Annotated in this window: 13 protein-coding genes and 2 pseudogenes; 10 read left to right on the forward strand and 5 right to left on the reverse strand. The window is 69.4% G+C overall.

Going from position 1 to position 16,572, the window contains the following annotated elements; all coding sequences use genetic code 11:
• Positions 1-195 precede the first annotated feature (195 nt).
• Both tuf and ACZ37P_RS25450 read right to left on the reverse strand, forming a co-directional pair.
• Positions 196-1,383: an elongation factor Tu gene (tuf, locus tag ACZ37P_RS25445; protein ID WP_391045240.1), complete on the reverse strand. Its 1,188-nt coding sequence runs from the start codon at positions 1,381-1,383 to the stop codon at positions 196-198.
• Positions 1,384-1,746: 363 nt separating this feature from the next.
• Positions 1,747-1,914: a hypothetical protein gene (locus ACZ37P_RS25450; RefSeq protein WP_467348747.1), complete on the reverse strand. Its 168-nt coding sequence runs from the start codon at positions 1,912-1,914 to the stop codon at positions 1,747-1,749.
• Between ACZ37P_RS25450 and ACZ37P_RS25455 the strand changes: the two genes are divergently transcribed.
• Positions 1,913-3,148 carry an MFS transporter gene (locus ACZ37P_RS25455; protein WP_467348749.1) on the forward strand — a complete coding sequence of 412 codons (1,236 nt, stop codon included), beginning with the start codon at positions 1,913-1,915 and terminating at the stop codon, positions 3,146-3,148. The genes ACZ37P_RS25450 and ACZ37P_RS25455 overlap by 2 nt on opposite strands.
• 201 nt (positions 3,149-3,349) lie before the next feature.
• A complete protein-coding gene (locus tag ACZ37P_RS25460) occupies positions 3,350-4,153 on the forward strand; it encodes a TVP38/TMEM64 family protein (RefSeq protein WP_355350249.1) in 804 nt (267 codons plus the stop codon).
• On the opposite strand, the gene ACZ37P_RS25465 is transcribed toward ACZ37P_RS25460, so the two are convergent.
• Complete coding sequence (locus ACZ37P_RS25465) at positions 4,110-4,721, reverse strand: flavin reductase family protein (RefSeq protein ID WP_355350251.1); 612 nt, start codon at positions 4,719-4,721, stop codon at positions 4,110-4,112. The genes ACZ37P_RS25460 and ACZ37P_RS25465 overlap by 44 nt on opposite strands.
• Before the next feature lie 947 nt (positions 4,722-5,668).
• Between ACZ37P_RS25465 and ACZ37P_RS25470 the strand changes: the two genes are divergently transcribed.
• From ACZ37P_RS25470 to ACZ37P_RS25495, 6 genes are all read left to right on the forward strand, one after another.
• Complete coding sequence (locus ACZ37P_RS25470) at positions 5,669-6,712, forward strand: UbiA family prenyltransferase (RefSeq protein ID WP_467348751.1); 1,044 nt, start codon at positions 5,669-5,671, stop codon at positions 6,710-6,712.
• A gap of 9 nt (positions 6,713-6,721) precedes the next feature.
• A complete protein-coding gene (locus ACZ37P_RS25475; protein ID WP_467348753.1) occupies positions 6,722-7,411 on the forward strand; it encodes a transmembrane-type terpene cyclase in 690 nt (229 codons plus the stop codon).
• Positions 7,402-8,955 (forward strand): benzoylformate decarboxylase, encoded by a 1,554-nt coding sequence (gene mdlC / locus ACZ37P_RS25480; RefSeq protein ID WP_467348755.1) that lies wholly within the window; start codon positions 7,402-7,404, stop codon positions 8,953-8,955. Before ACZ37P_RS25475 ends, mdlC begins: the two co-directional genes overlap by 10 nt.
• A 396-nt stretch (positions 8,956-9,351) precedes the next feature.
• Complete coding sequence (locus ACZ37P_RS25485) at positions 9,352-9,972, forward strand: hypothetical protein (protein ID WP_467348756.1); 621 nt, start codon at positions 9,352-9,354, stop codon at positions 9,970-9,972.
• On the forward strand, positions 9,965-10,804 hold the full coding sequence (locus tag ACZ37P_RS25490) for a citrate synthase family protein (RefSeq protein WP_401853941.1): 840 nt from the start codon (positions 9,965-9,967) through the stop codon (positions 10,802-10,804). Before ACZ37P_RS25485 ends, ACZ37P_RS25490 begins: the two co-directional genes overlap by 8 nt.
• A 1-nt stretch (position 10,805) precedes the next feature.
• Positions 10,806-12,563: a thiamine pyrophosphate-binding protein gene (locus tag ACZ37P_RS25495; protein ID WP_467348808.1), complete on the forward strand. Its 1,758-nt coding sequence runs from the start codon at positions 10,806-10,808 to the stop codon at positions 12,561-12,563.
• 319 nt (positions 12,564-12,882) lie between these two features.
• On the opposite strand, the gene ACZ37P_RS25500 is transcribed toward ACZ37P_RS25495, so the two are convergent.
• Both ACZ37P_RS25500 and ACZ37P_RS25505 read right to left on the reverse strand, forming a co-directional pair.
• Complete coding sequence (locus tag ACZ37P_RS25500) at positions 12,883-14,046, reverse strand: hypothetical protein (RefSeq protein ID WP_467348757.1); 1,164 nt, start codon at positions 14,044-14,046, stop codon at positions 12,883-12,885.
• A 374-nt stretch (positions 14,047-14,420) separates the two neighbouring features.
• A complete protein-coding gene (locus ACZ37P_RS25505) occupies positions 14,421-15,443 on the reverse strand; it encodes a hypothetical protein (RefSeq protein WP_467348759.1) in 1,023 nt (340 codons plus the stop codon).
• Positions 15,444-15,974: 531 nt separating this feature from the next.
• Here ACZ37P_RS25505 and ACZ37P_RS25510 point away from each other — a divergent pair.
• A pseudogene (locus ACZ37P_RS25510) lies at positions 15,975-16,064 on the forward strand (IS5 family transposase); the annotation flags it as partial.
• 285 nt (positions 16,065-16,349) lie between these two features.
• Positions 16,350-16,544 (forward strand): annotated as a pseudogene (locus ACZ37P_RS25515) (transposase); the annotation flags it as partial.
• Positions 16,545-16,572 lie beyond the last annotated feature (28 nt).

Genomic DNA, 16,572 nt, shown 5'->3' on the forward strand with positions numbered 1-16,572 from the left:
GGACCGGCGCCGCCGACCAGCCCGCCCCCTTTCCCCCCCCCCCCCCCCCCCTCCCCCCCCCCCCCCCCACGGCCCGGCCCCGCCCTCCCCCGGTTGTTCGGGGGTCGACGGGGCCGGGTTCTGTCGCGGCCGGGCCGCGATGGGCGAGCCCTCTTGCGGCCGGGCCCTGTTGGGCGCGGTCGCCGGGTGGGCGGCTCAGCCCACGGCGGTGACCGTGCCCGCGCCGACCGTGCGCCCGCCCTCGCGGATCGCGAAGCCGAGACCCGGCTCCAGCGGGAGCGGGCGGCCCAGCTCGACGCTGATGTCGGCGGTGTCGCCGGGCAGCGCCATGCCGCCCGGCCCGCCGAAGTCGACGTCGCCGACCACGTCCGCGGTGCGGATGTAGAACTGCGGCCGGTAGCCGGTGGAGACCGGCGTGTGCCGGCCGCCCTCGGCCGCGGGCACCATGAAGACCGTCGCCGTGAACCGCGTGTGGGTGGCCACGCTGTCCGGCGCCGCGACGATGTCGCCGCGCCGCACCTGGGCGCGCTGCACACCGCGCAGCAGCAGCGCCACGTTGTCACCCGCCTGCGCGGACTCCATCGGCTTGCCGAAGGTCTCCAGACCGGTCACCACACTCACCAGCGGCCCGTCGCCGTGCCCCTCGCCGTACACCTCGACGCGGTCGCCCGGCCGTACGGTCCCTCGCTCGACCGCGCCCGTCACGACGGTGCCGCGCCCGGTGATGGTGAGCACGTTCTCCACCGACAGCAGGAACGGCGCCTCGGTGTAGCGCACCGGGACCGGCACGTGCGTGTCGACCGCGTCGAGCAGCGCCTCGATCGCGGCGGTCCACCGCGGGTCGCCGTCGAGCGCGCGCAGCCCGGAGACGCGCACGACGGGCAGCGTGTCGCCCGGGTACCCGTGGGCGGTGAGCAGTTCGCGCACCTCCAGTTCGACCAGGTCGGCCAGCTCCGGGTCCCCCGCGTCCGCCTTGTTCAGCGCGACGACGATGTGCCGGACACCGACCTGCTTGGCGAGCAGGACGTGCTCCGCGGTCTGCGGCATCACGCCGTCGAGCGCGGAGACGACCAGGATCGCGCCGTCGAGCTGCGCGGCGCCGGTGATCATGTTCTTCACGTAGTCGGCGTGCCCCGGCATGTCCACGTGCGCGTAGTGCCGGGTGTCGGTCTCGTACTCGACGTGCGCGATGGTGATGGTGATCCCGCGGGCCGCCTCCTCCGGGGCCCGGTCGATCCGGTCGAACGGCACGAAGGTGCCGGTCCCGCGGTCGGCCAGGACCTTGGTGATGGCGGCGGTGAGGGTGGTCTTGCCGTGGTCGACGTGACCCATGGTGCCGATGTTGAGGTGGGGCTTGGTGCGCACGTAGCTCTGCTTGGACATGACGGACGTCGTCTCTTCTCTTCCTCTGACGGAGTTGTCTGACGCGGCCGGACCCCATGAGCCGGACCGACCCTCCCCCTGCGGGGTCCGCCGGATGACTGTCCGGGGAGGGTCAGCGTCGTGCGCCGTCGAAGAAGGTGTCCCGTGCGCTCCGGGCAGCCTTCGTCGGCGCGACCGCTGCTGCGGTGGCGTCTGCGAGGAAGGTGAGCCGGAACATGCGGTGATCATCCCTGCCGGGTCGGTGGTACGTCCAAAGGTTTTCCGTCGCCTTCCGGGGAGGCGTGGCGTGATGGTCGACACGACTTCACCCGGTGGTGACGTATGCGAAGCAACCGCGTGCGAGAATTTGTTCCGCGAAGGAACTTAGAAGGTGGCGGGCACCGCCGCGAGCCCGAGCGCGGCACTCACGATGTCCGCCCGCACGAACCCGGCTTGCACGAACCCGGCGTGCACGAACCCTCCCCGTACGAACCCGGCGCCTTCGGGCCCCGAACCCCGAAGCCCGAACACTTCAGAAGGATGCTGCTCCATGCCCCTGGCCATACTCGCTCTGGCGGTGAGCGCCTTCGGCATCGGCACGACCGAATTCGTGATGATGGGCCTGCTGCCCAACGTCGCTGACGACCTGGGCACATCGGTGCCCACCGCGGGCTATCTCGTCTCCGCCTACGCCCTCGGCGTCGTGCTCGGCGCGCCCCTGCTCACCGCGCTCGGCTCCCGCGTCCCGCGCAAGCGGATGCTCCTGCTGCTGATGGCGCTCTTCACGCTCGGCAACGCGGCCTCCGCCGTGGCCCCCGACTACAGCACCCTGCTCGTGGGCCGCTTCCTGGCGGGCCTGCCGCACGGTGCCTTCTTCGGTGTCGGCGCCGTCGTCGCGGCCCGGATGGTGAGCGAGGACCGCAGGGCGCGGGCGGTGGCCGCGATGTTCCTCGGCCTGACGATCGCCAACATCGTCGGCGTGCCGGCCGCGACCGCGCTCGGCCAGAGTCTCGGCTGGCGCGCGACCTTCCTCGTGGTGTCCGTGATCGGCCTGATCGCGCTGGGCTCGCTCGCGCTGCTGATCCCGCGTCTGCCCACCGACGAACACGTGGGAGTAGCCCAGGAGTTCCGCGCCCTGCGCGAGCCGCAGGTGCTGCTCGGCCTGCTCACCGCCGTGTTCGGCTTCGCCGGGATCTTCGCCGTCTACAGCTATCTCGCGTCGATGATGACCGAGGTCACCGGCTACGCCGACTCCTCCGTCACGTGGCTGCTCGCCCTCTTCGGCGTCGGCATGACGCTGGGCACGCTCGCCGCGGGCCCCCTCACCGACCGGGCCCTGCGGCCGACGCTGTACTTCTCGCTCGGCGCCCTGGCCGTCGTCCTCTTCGGCTTCCACTACGCCGCCGAGTCCAAGGTCGCCGCCCCGATCGGGGTGGTCGTGCTCGGCGCCGTCGGCTTCCTCACCACCACGCCGATCCAGATGCTGGTCATGAACAAGGCCCACCAGGCCCCGACCCTGGCCTCCGCCTCCAACCACTCCGCGTTCAACCTCGCCAACGCCGGCGGCGCCTGGCTCGGCGGCGTCGCCATCTCGGTCGGCTGGGGCTGGACCTCCCCCGCCCTGGTCGGCGCGGTCCTCGCCGCCGCCGGACTCGGCATCGCCGTGACCGCCGGCGTCCTCGACCGCCGCACGCCCCACGCCGCCTCCCCTGTCGTCACCGGCAGCGGCCCGCAGCTTCAGAAGGCGGAGGGCGACGGGGAGTTGACGGTGGCGGACACGGTGTGACGCGGGGGCCGCGCGGAGTTCGACGGTCTTCCGCCGGACTCCGCCCTCGGCCCGTACGGCGTGCGCCACGCACCCGTTCCCGGCCCGTACGGCGTGCGCCACGCACCCGTCCCCGGCCGTAGACGTGTCGCGGCGCCCCGCCCCCGCCGTGCGGCAACCCGACAGGCGCCATCTGCCGCCCGTCTCGATTACGCTGCCTGAATGCTCGACCGCTTCCCGCGAGTCCCGGTCTCCGCTCCGTACGGGGCGGCCGTCCGTCTTTCGCGCGTACTGCTCTCCCCGTGGGCGCGGTTCGCGCTGCTGATCCTGCTGTTGGCGGGCGCGGGGGCCGCCGTACTGGCGTGGCAGCCGCAGCATCTGCTGACGCACGGCCTGCCGCGTACGTCGGGCACGATGGCGGTCGTCCTCTTCGCGCTCGCGTACGGCGTGTGCACCGTCGCGTTCGTCCCGCGACCGCTGCTCAACGCCGCCGCCGGGGCCCTGTACGGCATCCACGCCGGGCTGCCCGCCGCCATAGCAGGGACGGTGCTGGGCGCGGGTCTCGCGTTTCTGCTCGGGCGGCTGCTCGGCCGTGACGCCGTACGGCCCTTCCTGCGCGGGCGGATCGCGCTCTCGCTCGACCGGCAGCTCAGCAGGCACGGCTTCCGCAGCACACTCGCGCTGCGGCTCTTCCCCGGTGTGCCCTTCGCCGCCGCCAACTACGCGGCGGCCGTCTCCCGTATCCGGCTGCTGCCCTTCCTCACCGCCACGGCGGCGGGCAGCGCGGCGAACACCGCCGCCTACGTGGTCGCGGGCAGCCGCGCCGCCTCACCGACCTCGCCGGTCTTCCTGCTGGCCCTCGGTTTCCTGGGCGTCACGGGTGTGGCGGCGGCCATGGTGGCCCGCCGCACCCGCTCGGCGCGCGCGGCCGACCCGGATTCCGCCGAGCCCTCGGACTCCTCCGAGACGGTCGCCGAAGCGGTCACATCCCCGGACCGGACCAGTCCGCCAGCGGAATCCGCTTGATCTCCAGGATCTCGCCGAGCGTCCCCCACTCGTCCTTGCCCAGCCGTGACAGCGGGCGCAGTTTCCGTACGTCCGGGTGCCCGTCGTCCATCACCGCCTCCGAGACGGCCGCGTGCACGACCCGCCCGAACACCACCGTCGAGTCCCCCAGCCGGACCGTGCTGTGCAGCTCGCACTCCAGCGCCACCGGCGAGGCCGCCACCCGCGGCGGCTTCACCCTCAGGCTCGGCTCCCGCGCGATCCCCACCGCGTCGAACTCACTCGTCCCCCGCGGGAAGTCCGTCGCCGTCGCGTTGATCTGCTCGAACAGATGCTCCGGCGCCAGGCTCACCACGAACTGCCCGGTCTCCTCGATGTTCCGCACCGAGTCCTTCCGCCCCACCGACGTGAACTGCACCACCGGCGGACTCACACACGCCACCGTGAAGAAGCTGTGCGGTGCCAGATTGTCCGTGCCCGCCGCCGACGTCGTCGACACCCAGGCGATCGGCCGAGGTACAACGACCGAGGTCAGAAGCTTGTAGAAGACGTTCCGTTCAACCTGGCCGGGATCAATGTCGATGCGCATGGTCCTCAGTATCCATGCGCCCCCCACCGATCCCCACGCCGGATCGCGGCTTCTTCTCAGATGGGAGGCCGATGACATCATCCACGTAGTTCTGAGCGTCACTGCAACCCGACAGCTTCTTCCTGGCCGAGCTCGATACCGGTGACGCCCCGTTCCTCGGATGCTGTTCCCGGTGATGCAAGCCGACATTCCAGTAGCCCGGCCCTGAGCGTCAAGGCCCGGCCTGATGGTGCCCTCTACCGAACAGATCGCCGACCCCGATCACCCGAATCTGCGACCGGTCTCCGACCGCAACGGTATTCGCGCCGTTCCGCGCGACCTCGGCCAGGGGCTCACCATCGCGACCTGTCCACGACAAAGAGGGCCAACACCGGCCAGACTTGCGCCGGGTGCCTGCAACACCTTGCCGACGTTGCAGACTTCCCGGCCGGGAGGCGAGCAGTCGCTCAACTGTCTCCCATCGCCGGAATCGAGTGACGTCCCCGTCGCACTCCTGCGCGAACCTTGTTGTTCCAGCCAGCCCGGGGAAGGGTCCCGACGTCAGAATGTTCATAATAAAATAGGTTCACTGAGGTGCGCTCGGTATTGATCCCAGACGGTGCCGAGGAAAATCGTGGCGATGACACTGGTCGATCATCTGGGAGGCGGGTTGACCTTTACTGGTCACTTTCGCCGCCGCCTAAGCGGCTTTCAACACGCGACCAACTTTCAACAGGCGGGTCACAAAAAAGCTGGTCGATTTCCTCGGTCCAGTGCCACCATCATCGTGTAAGGCTTCCCGGTGGACCGGCCGCCACTACTGAGAACAGAGCAGGCCGCAGGCTGGTGGCCGTGGGGTACCGGACGATTGCGAAAGGTCGTCCGTCGGCGTTCTCGGTTGCGCTGATCCGGGATTACCTCGCTGCCCGACAGCACGTCCGGTACTGCCACCCCGAGGGAGACACAACATGTCCCGCTCTGCCGTGACTTCTCAATGTTTTCGTACCGAGCCTGCCGTCCTGTTCCGCTACCGTCAGGTCTGCGCCGCGCACCTGCAAACGTGGCGGCTCTACACCATCTGGTATCCCGGACTGGTCGGGCTGTCCGGAGCCTGCTTAACCGGAGATGCCGCTCCTGCCGGCCTGGTGTGTGCCTGGCTGGGACCGACCGCCGCCTGGATCGCCGCTCACTACCTAGGCGATTTCCTCGACCGTGAACTGGACGCCCACGCCAAGCCAGGCCGCCCCATCCCATCCGGGCGCATCGCTGAGCAGGCCGCGCTCGCCAGCGCAGGACTGGGGCTATTGGCCTTCAGTGGCACCGCCGTGGTGCTGGGTGCGCGCGAACTCCTGCCCGCTGGTGCGATCGGTGCGGGGATTTTTCTGTACAGCGGTGCGTTGAAAGCGCGAGGGCTGGCCGGAAACCTGGTCCGCGGCTGCCTGACTGCGGCGGCATTCGTCTTTGGAGCGCTCGCCCCGCCAGGCCACCCGGACTGGCGGCTCGTCATCCCACTCGCTCTCGCGTTCCTGTCTCATGACACCGCCTCGAACCTGGTTGGCACTCTGCGCGACATTGACGGCGATCGGTCCGGCGGCTATCGCACCTTTCCCGTGCGCTATGGCGCTGGGCCCGCTCTCACTGTGGCCGCAGCCAGCTACTCGGTGGCGCCCTCCATCGGGTGGGCAGTGGAACTGCTTGCCAGGCCCAGGCACCACCTGCTGTTCGGCAGTCTCGTAGCTGCCGCGACCGTCATGGGCGCGCTCGGATTTTGGCGCTTGCACCGCCGCCGCGGAGCTCTGGACCAGGCGACTGCTCTGCGTGGCCATGAGGTGCTGGTACTGGAACGCCTGGTGCTCACTAGCGCCGTACTCGCCATCGGCATCGGCTGGTGGTGCCTGCCAGCGCTCGCGCTGCTGCTCACTCTGAGCGGGCTCACCCAGCAACGCATGCGCGCGGCCTACGAACAACCCCAGTCGGCTCGTCCGACGCAGGGACAGCACACCAGCCCGTAGGAGTGAACCGTGTTCGCAATCCTGGTCGTCGCCGCCGGAATCGGCTGGACCGCGACCTACGTCCAGATCATCCAGCACGGCGTCCGCGACCGCGTCTACGGCATGCCACTGGCAGCGCTGTGCGCGAACATCTCCTGGGAGTTCATCTTCGCGTTCGTCCACCCCTACCCGCACCTACTGCGCCCCGTCACCGTCGTCTGGTTCTGCGTCGACCTGATTCTGGTGTACCAGGCCCTCAAGTTCGGGCCTGGGCAGTTCCCCTCCCTGAAACGCGGAATCTTCTACGCCATATTCGCCCTGACCATGGCGTCCACCTATCTGAGTGTTCTGCTGCTGAGCAGCGAACTCGGCGACCGTTGGGGGGCCTACGCCGCCTTCGGCCAGAACCTGGCCATGTCCGTACTGTTCCTGACCATGCTCCACCACCGCGGCACCCTGGCCGGCCAGTCCCTGGGAATCGCGGTGACCAAACTGCTCGGTACGGTCCCCGCCTCGCTGGCGTTCTCCCTCTACCGGCGCCCCTACAGCGACTCCTCGCTGATCCACTTCCTGTGTGCCGCCATCTTCGTGTTCGACCTGCTCTACGTTCTCGCCGTGCGCGATGCCGTCCGCTCCCGCAGGACAGCGGGCGCCGGCGTACCAACGGCCCGTGCCGGTGCCGAGGCGCTACCCGGTCAGGAGGCCACCAGGTGGCTGTGATCCGCGACATCGTCCACCACATGCTCAGGGAATGGGGGATGACGACCATCTTCGGCAACCCCGGCTCCACCGAACTCGGATTCCTGCAGGACTTCCCCAGCGACCTCAACTACGTCCTGACCCTGCACGAAGCCGTCGCCGTCCATGCCGCCCACGGCCATGCCCTGGCCACCGGTCGGCCGGCACTGGTGAACCTCCACAGCGGCCCTGGCCTCGGCAACGCGATGGGTGCCATCCTCGCAGCCAAGGCTGGCCGAGCGCCCCTGGTCATCACCGCCGGCCAGCAGACCCGACGCCTCGTCACCATGGAAGCGCTGCTCACCAACGCCGATGCCACCACGCTGCCCCGGCCGGCGGTCAAGTGGGCCTTCGAACCGCCCCGCCCGCAGGACGTCCCGGCCGCCCTGGCCCGCGCCCGGCACCTGGCGATGCAACCTCCCCAAGGGCCGGTGTTCTTGTCCCTGCCCGCGGACGACTGGGACGTCGAGGGCGAAGACCCGGCCCCGCTCACCGGCCGCCGTACCAGTGCCCGGTCCGTTCCCGCCCCTGGCACCCTCGCCGCCCTGGCCGACCGCCTCGACCGGGCCAGACGACCCGTGCTCGTTCTGGGCTCCGGCCTGGACTCCGAGGCGGGGCGCGCCAGCGCCGTCCATCTTGCCGAACGCACCCGAACACCGGTGTGGACTGCGCCTTCCCAAGGGCGCAGTCCGTTCCCCGAAGACCACCCCCACTATCAGGGCGTCCTCCGCCCCGCCACGCCGCTCCTGTGCCAGGCACTCGCCGAACACGACCTGATCCTGGTCGTCGGAGCCCCGGTTTTCCGCCATTACTTGGACCTGCCCGGCCCCCTCATCCCCCCGGGCAGTGAACTGGTCCTGCTCACCGACGATCCAGACGAGGCCGCCCGCGCCCCGGTAGGTGACGCCGTACTGGCCGATCCGGCCCTCGCCCTCGCCGCCCTGGCCGATCTGGCCGCCCCGGGCGGCCACCGGCCCCTGGTCCCGAGACGCCCCGCCGCAGTTCCACCCACCGACCGGGCCGACCAGATCCTTGACTGCCTGGCCCACCTGTCCCCCGACACCGTCATCGTCAACGAGTCCCCCTCCACCCTGGACACCTTCTGGAACCGTGTCACCATCCGCCGCGCTGGCGGCTACTACACCAGCCCCGACGGCGGCCTCGGCTTCGGCCTCGCCGCAGCTGTCGGCATCCAACTCGCCGACCCCACCCGCCCGGTGGTCGCCGTGATCGGCGACGGATCGGCCCAGTACTCCATCACCGCCCTATGGACCGCCGCCGCTCTTCGGCTCCCGCTGACCGTCCTTGTGCTACGCAACGATCGCTACGCCGTCCTGGACTGGTACGCCCAGCTCACCGGCCGAAAAATGGTCCCTGGGCTGACCATCCCGGGCTTGGACCACCTGTCCTTGGCCCGTGGCTACGGAGCCACCGCGCATCAGGTCGTCGACCTCGCGGCCCTGCCCGCCCTACTGCACCATCCAGTGTCCGAAAAGCGTCCGAAGGTTCTCGTCGCCGACCTGTGACGACCCGGTCCTCCTCCAGCCGAGCGACCCCACCCCGCGAACGGCGGTGGGGAGGAGAGCCGTGGACGTTCAACGCCGCGGAACATTCAACGCCTCCGGTTCGGGCGACGCATGGCGCTCCCGTCCGAGGCTGTGCATTGATGGTCTTCTGAATCCTGGCTCCGAAGACCGCCGCGGCAGAAATAGAGCGCCGGGAGGGAGCTTCACGCGATACGACCGGCATCCCGAACTCCTTGGAGAGAGGATGGTTGAGCTGTGTTGTCGGACTCACCAGGGACAACGTCAGCAGAAGGCAGCACGACCGACAGCCCGGACGGACGTACCGACACGGAGGCCGGGCCTCTCGAACGCACCTCCTGGGATTCTCGGCTGACCTGCAATGTCGTCGATCCCTCCGTGCCGCTGCGGATGCACGGCTACGGCGTCTTCGGCGACCTCGCGCGGCACTATCGCTTCTCCGAACTGGCATTCCTCGCCTGGCGCGGAGAACTGCCTGCCGAGTCGGAGGCCGTCGCGATGGAGACCGCGTGGACGTTGCTGATGCCTGTCCCGCTGACCGACGCGGGCGCGCATGCGGCACTGCTGGCGCGCATTACGACGTGCCCACCGGCTCAGGTGCTGTCGGTCGCGGCGATCACGCTAGCCGAATCGGCCCAAGGGGTGCTCGACGAGCACACGGCGTGGCTGGAGTGGCTGAGGGGTCCCGAGGACACGCCGCCCGCGGCCTACGCCGCCAGCACACCGGACGACCAAGCCGCTTGGGAGGCCGTGCCCGCCGACGCGAAGACCCTCCTTCCCGGCCCGAGATCCTTCGTTCCGACCGTCACGGCGGGCGCGCTGGCCCTGCTGTTCTGCTGCGGACTGCGGGATCCGCAGGAATTGATCACCTCGATCGTCATGGCTCAACTGCCCGCGGTCACCGCTGAGGTACTACGCCACTCGGCGACCGAAATGCTGCGCTACCCCATCAACCTGCCACCCTTCCGCTATGTCCCGGAGTCCAAAGGCAATGGCTGAGACCTTTGATGAAGCCAGGAACGTTGATGAGATCAGAACAGCGATCGGGAGGTTCGGCTGGGGTGACAACCACTTGGCCGGTTACGCGGTCGCCGGTGACCTCGCCGGTTCCACGTCCGTCTGGAGTCTGATGTCGCTGGTGTTCGGGCACCGCAAGCTGACGGACGCGGAGAGCTCGATGCTCGACGACCTCGCCGCGTCGTCCGCTCTCGCGGATCCGCGGATCTGGCCGCTCAAGGCGGGCCGCATCGCGGCGTCCTGGGGCAATCCGACGGCAGGGTTCGCCGCGTCCGTCCTTGCCGCCACAGGTGTGGCCGGCCCGGGCACCTCCCGGCTCTGCGCACAGATGCTGCTCGATCTGCGCAGCCGGCTGAGTGGCGCGGAGGGAGTGAGCCTGCCCACCGCAGTGGGTGAACTGCTGGAGCGCAACCCCCGGCTGCCGGGTTTCGGAGTGCCGCTGCGACCCGCGGACGAACGTGTGCTGGCATTCCAGCAGTGCGTCCGAGTCCGCCAATGGCCGGTCGGCACCTACCAGTTGCTGGTCTACGACGTCGAGGCCGAGCTGTCCCGGAGGAGGAAGACGGCAGTGAACATCGGCGGCCTCGGCATCGCCGTCCTGCTCGACCTCGGCTTCGCGGCCGACACCGCTGCCGTGATGATGATGCTGATCATTCAGCCGTCCTTCATCGGCAACGCCGTCGAGGGCGCCGCACAGCAGGCCCCTGTCCTGCGTTCTCTGCCGCACTCCGCCCTGCGCTACCGGGGAGTCGCCCCCCGGACGAGTCCACGCCACCGCGACGCCGAACGCGACGATAGGACCTTCCGTGGCTGACGTGTCCGACCAGGCAGAAGCCTCCGCCCCCGCACGGCCGGCCGACGTTCGCCCAGCCTCCCCGGACGGCGCCGCCTCCACACTCGCGCAGGGCGTGGTGATGATGCTCCGGGCACTGGGTGTCAAAGAGACGTTCGGTGTCTCCGGAGGAGGCATCGTCTACATGTGGGATGCCCTCTCCGCCTCCGGCGTCCCCACCTATCACTGCCGACACGAGACAGGCGCCCTCTTCGCGGCATGTGAGGCGAGCATCGCCGCCGACCGTCCGGTCGCTGTGTTCGTCACCACGGGACCAGGTCTGACCAACAGTCTCACCGGCTTGATGGCGGCGCGTTACGAGGGCGCGAAGGTGCTGCTGATCAGCGGCTACACCGATCCTGCCTATGTCGGCCGATTCCCCATCCAGGAAACGAGCCCTCTGTCCCTGCCACCGCAGACGCTGCACACGCCCAACCAGACGGTCCAGGGAGTCACCATCCTCGACAGCCCGCAATCTCTGGCCGGCGTATGGGAGGCGTGCGCGGCAGGCTTCGCCCGGTCCACCGGCTATGTGCACCATCTCGCCCTGACCGTTCCGGCCCAGCGCGGTCACCTTCCCGTGCCGCTGTCCGCTCCTCCGCGTGCCACCGCTGCGGACACACCGGCTCTTGACCGGGCGCTCCTCTCCCGGCTGGCCGCCGGTCGGTGCGCGCTGTGGGTCGGCTGGGGCGCGCGCCGGGCAGCAGCGGCCGTCGCCGAACTCTCCGAACGTCTCGACGCGCCGGTGATGTCCACTCCGCGCGGCAAGGGCATCTTCCCCGAGGCAGGTCCCCGATACCTGGGCGTGACCGGACTGGGGGGCGATCCCGAGGTCGCCGACGCACTGCGGCGCCACGACCCGGATTTCGTGATCGCGCTGGGCAGCAGGCTTGGTGACGGGGCCTCCTGCTACGACGAGGCGTATCTCGCCCGAGCCCAGCTCATCCAGGTCGACCTCGCTCCCGACGACCTGCCTCACGTCTACCCGGCCGACCGGCTCATCCGTGTAGAGGCTGACGTCGCCGCCTTCGCGTACGCGCTCGTGGAAGCGGCGCCCGCCATGTGCGCGCCGCCCACCAATACGCATCACACCGGCGGCCCCGCACCGGGGCACACTCCCTCAGCCCCACCGCCGCGAACACAGCGCCTCGTGCACCCACGCCGACTCCTGCACGAGATCCAGAGCCGGTTCGTCGACCGGGGCGACCTCGTGATGGGGGACAACGGCAACGCGTTCGCCTGGGGGAACCGCTACCTGCGCTTCTCCCGCCCGGGGCAGTGGCGTGTGAGCAACCTCTACCTGGGCTCCATGGGGCACTTCGCCTGCGGAGCGGTCGGCGCGGCCCTTGCCACCGGCAGACGCGCCGTCGCCCTGGTGGGAGACGGGGCCATGCTGATGCAGAACGAGGTCAGCACCGCGGTCCAGTACAACGCGTCCGTCGTGTGGATCGTCCTCAACGACGCCAGTTACGGTATGTGCAGACAGGGAACGAGAGCTCTCGGCCTGCCTTACGCCGACTCCTCGCTCCCCATGACCGACTTCGCCCAGTACGCCGAAGCCCTCGGCGCCCGCGGCCTCCGCGTCACCGCCCCGGAGGCTCTGCACGACGCCCTGCGGGAAGCCGCAACGGTCCAGGGCCCGTGCGTTGTCGACGTATTGATCGACCCCGAAGCACTCGCTCCCACTCAGCGACGCTTCGCCGGGCTCAAACACGTCCCCTCCGCCAGCGTTCGTCACTGACTCTAGCGGCGCGCCCTCCGGGGCCCCTGGATCCGTTCGCCCGCCCCTTCCTGCCCTGCCGGCGTTCTCGGCCGGTGGGTCGGCGAGAACGGCCCGCCCGTATCGGCCGCACTGCCGGTGTGCGGATCCGACCCGCGTTTCCGGGAACCGGGCAGTGGCCGCAGGGCCATTCCGGCGAGCCGCCGACCGCGAAGTAGACCTGGGAGCGCCAGCTCCACATCGGACCCGTCCTCGCCGGATCCGCGATCTCCTCGCCGCCCTCAGCGCTTTCGCGCTCCCGCTGGACGTGGCCTTCCCGTTCCGGACGACCTGCTCGGCATTACGGTGAACCGGCCGGCGGGGCGCCGCTGGCAAACGCCGATGAGTGGCTCCGGTTGAGGACTTCTCGCGCTACGGGCTGCTGCCTGAAGGGCCGCAGTCGTGACCGCATCTCAGCCAGCGCGGAGGCGATCCGACCTGACCGCAAGTGGGCCTGGTCATCAAGGAAAAGGTGCCAGGCCGCGCATGCCTGTTCGAGGTGCCCTTGGTCGAGTTGCAGCCCGCCGAGCCGCGCATTGATCAGGGCACGTGCTCGGCGTTCGTCCGCAGGCCGTTGCCTCAGCGAGGAGGTAAGTTCCCGGATGGCCCGGGCGGGCTCGCCCGCGTAGGCGAATGTCTCCGCGCTCTGGTGTGCGAAGGCGGCGGCGTGGAAGTCATCGATCGTTCCCGTGCTCAATGGGCCTCGGGCAAAGATCTGTTCAGCCCGGCGCAGTTCCGCGAAGGCCTTGCGGCGCTGGCCGCTCGCCGCCAGGGTGAGTGCCCACTGGGAGGTAAGCAGTACGGCTTGCCCCGGCGGGAGGTCTGTGTTGTGCCGAGCTGCGGCCTCAGCGATGTCCAGGGCCAGAGACCGATGGCCCAAATGCAGAGCCTGGATGCTCATCGCCCGCAGGACGGTCGTATAAGTGCGCAGGTCCGCTGACGCGGCCGCCATGCGGACGGCAGTCTGGTAATACGACTGCCCAATTCCGTTCATGTGGTCGTCGAAGTGCATGTACCCGGCGAGATAGGTGAGTCGGGAGGCGGTGCGCAGAAAACGGTCGCGGCGTCCCGGAGGCATCTTCAGGACTAACCGCGGCGTGATGTCGACGGCCAAGTAGGAGGATAGGGCTTGGCGGGCCGCTCCCCCGCCGAAAGCCGTGTCGATCCGGGCGAAGACGGGAAGCATCAACTCCGTGGCTGACACCGAGGTGGGCTCGGCCTCCCGGGCGTGCGGTACCGATGGCGCCAGTGGTATGGCGAAGTTTCCCTCGGCCGCGTCCAGTTCAAGGAGGGTCGTGTAGACGCTGGAATCCGCGAGTTCTTTCGTGGGCGGGCGAGCCAGCCGCACCAAGGACAGGCCGAGGTCGTCCGACTGGCGGGTGGCGACCGGAGCGTTACCGTTCAGAAGGCCGGTGTCCGCAGCAGTGACCTGCCGTCCCAGCGCGCGAGAGAGGACCTCGGCCACCAGGGAAGGCACCGGTTCCGGAGGACGAGTTCCGGAAAGCCAGTGCGAGACGGACGTACGGTCGTAATGCAGGGCCAAGTCGACTTCACCGCCTGCCTGGTTGACGGCCCTGGACAAATGTCCGGCTGTCATGTTCGCCTCGCGTAAGAGAGCTCGCAGCCGCATGTTGGGCAATCGACCCACAGAGATGCATCCCCTCTCTTTTCCGACTTTAGGGGGAACAGAACACATACCCGCCAGAACCTCCGTCAGCACCTCGGGATGTCCCGGTCCGCCCCGGCTACACCACGTGATGAACACATTGCGCGGGCAGCCGCACGCCCCACCCATGCGGTACACACCGGCACGCCGGGGCCCAGAGGGCCAGCTGACGGTCAGCCGCTCTCCGTGTCGCCCCGGTCCACGAGGGTGGTCGTAACCTGTCGGGTCACGGCCGACGGCCCCAGACCCGTCAATGCCCGCAACGTGTCGGCCATGAGAGCGGGGCTGGCTCCAGGGGCCGCGACGATGCCGACCGCGGCGGCTCCCGCCAGCCACGCGGGCCTCACCTCTGCACTGCGAGCTGCCCCGTACGCCCGCACACCGGAATTCCTCAGGCTGGCCAGAGTGGGGGAGTTTTGGCGTCCCAGGACCAGGACGGCATCGCTGGATGCGGCCAGTCTGAGCAGGGCGTGCTCCCGATCGCTGGCGGCGTGGCAGTACGTGGTCGGGTCCTGGGGCAGCACATGACCCAGTGCGCCCCGCACCGCCTCGGCGACCATCCGGTTCCGCTCGCCTGGGGTCCCCGGCGCGGTCACCACCGCCACACGGCCGGGGGCCTCCACCCGGATGTCTCCTGCTTCGGCGACATCGTGCACCGTCCGGACCGCGTCGGGAGCCTGCCCGACCATGCCGGGCAGCACGGCACTGTCCCGAGGTCCGATGAGAAGGACGCTTTCGCCGTGCGCGGCGAATCTGCCGACCTCGGCCTGGGCGGCCGTCACCAGCGGACAGGTCGCATCAACAACACGCAGCCCCTGGCGGACCAGGGAGGCTCGCACAGTTGGGGCCACGCCAGCCGGCCCGATCACTACACGGGTGCCCGCCGCCACTCGGTCGAGTTCGTCCGTCGACAACGCGGAGTGGCCTTCATCACCGGCACCGGCTGAATAGTGCGGCATCGTGCCGGCCAGAATTCGCACCTGGCCGCCACCGGCCGACAAGGCCCCGTCCAGCAGAGCCTGGGCGCGCACGGCACCCCAGCACAAAGGATCACCTTCCGCGACCACGAACTGGCGAGTCCGCATCACAGCCCGCCAGGAAGCCAGCGCCCTCTGCAACGCGATCGAGGCCCCACCAGAAGGAGCCGCCCCTGCCAACCCTGCCGCCTGCCGGTCACGTTGCAAGTAGGACAGCACCTGGACTCCTGCCGCAGCATGACCGGCCCCGTCCGGGAAGCTCGAGAGAAGCGGAGGAGATTCGTCCTCATAACGCACAGACCAGCCTTCCCGCTGGAGAGCCCCTCCCAGGAACTCCGCCGCCCGACAATGGACGAGCCCCCGGACGGGGTGACGGACCGTCGCGAAGACGGTGATCTCCTCCCGACTTTCCAGGCCAGCCGCTACCTGCCAGTGCTCCGTCCTGCACGACCTCTGCATGTCTCGGCAGCCCTTTCCATCGGCACACTCCCGTCGCACCGGACCACGCCTCCGCCGGGAACCACACAACGGCGACAAACATAACGAACGGCGCGTTTCCTACTGCGTACTCGTGCCCTGCCCGAGGCACAAATATTGCCCGCCTCCGCATATGCCAATTGGATTCACCCATTCGTGTCACGCCCGACCCGCCGCCTCCTCAGCTGCGATCTCTGAGCCCGCCCCGGACAGCGGCGACGCCCAGCCGGGGAACGGCTCCAGCGGCTCCAACGCCACGAAGAAGGTCACCGCCGCAAGCGGCACTTCATGGTGGACACGCTCGGGCTGCTGCTGACCGTGATGGTCACGGCGGCATCGGTCACCGACCGCGAGGCCGGGCGCGCAGGCCGCTGGCTCGGACGTTCGCGGGCCTGATGCGCTCGCGCTGCCTGGCCCGAGACTACGAACGGCGCACCGACAACGCCCAGGCGATGACCACGGTCATGCCGCCGCCTCGGGCTGGCAGGGACACTGAACGTCTCCGGCCTGTCCTCGGCCAGCCAACCATATGCGGCCAGACGCACGGCGTTCGAACGCAAGCCCTCGACCTTCACCGGAACCGGTTCAAGCCTGCGGCGGGACTGCGCCCCAACCTACGACCACGACATCTACAGCGACCAGGTCAGCGCACGTGGCATCGTGCCCGCGATCGCCCGCCGCGGCACCCTGCACGGCACCGGACTGGGCGCCTACCGCTGGGTGGTCGAGCGGAGTTTTGCGTGGCTGCACGGCTTCCGACGTCTGCGCATCCGAGGGGAACGGCGAGCCGACATCCGCGAAGCGTTCCTCAAACTCGCCTACTGCCTCATCACCCACCGATAACTCGGCTCGTTGTGTTAGCCGTTGTTAG

This window comes from Streptomyces sp. NPDC024632 (assembly GCF_055559175.1).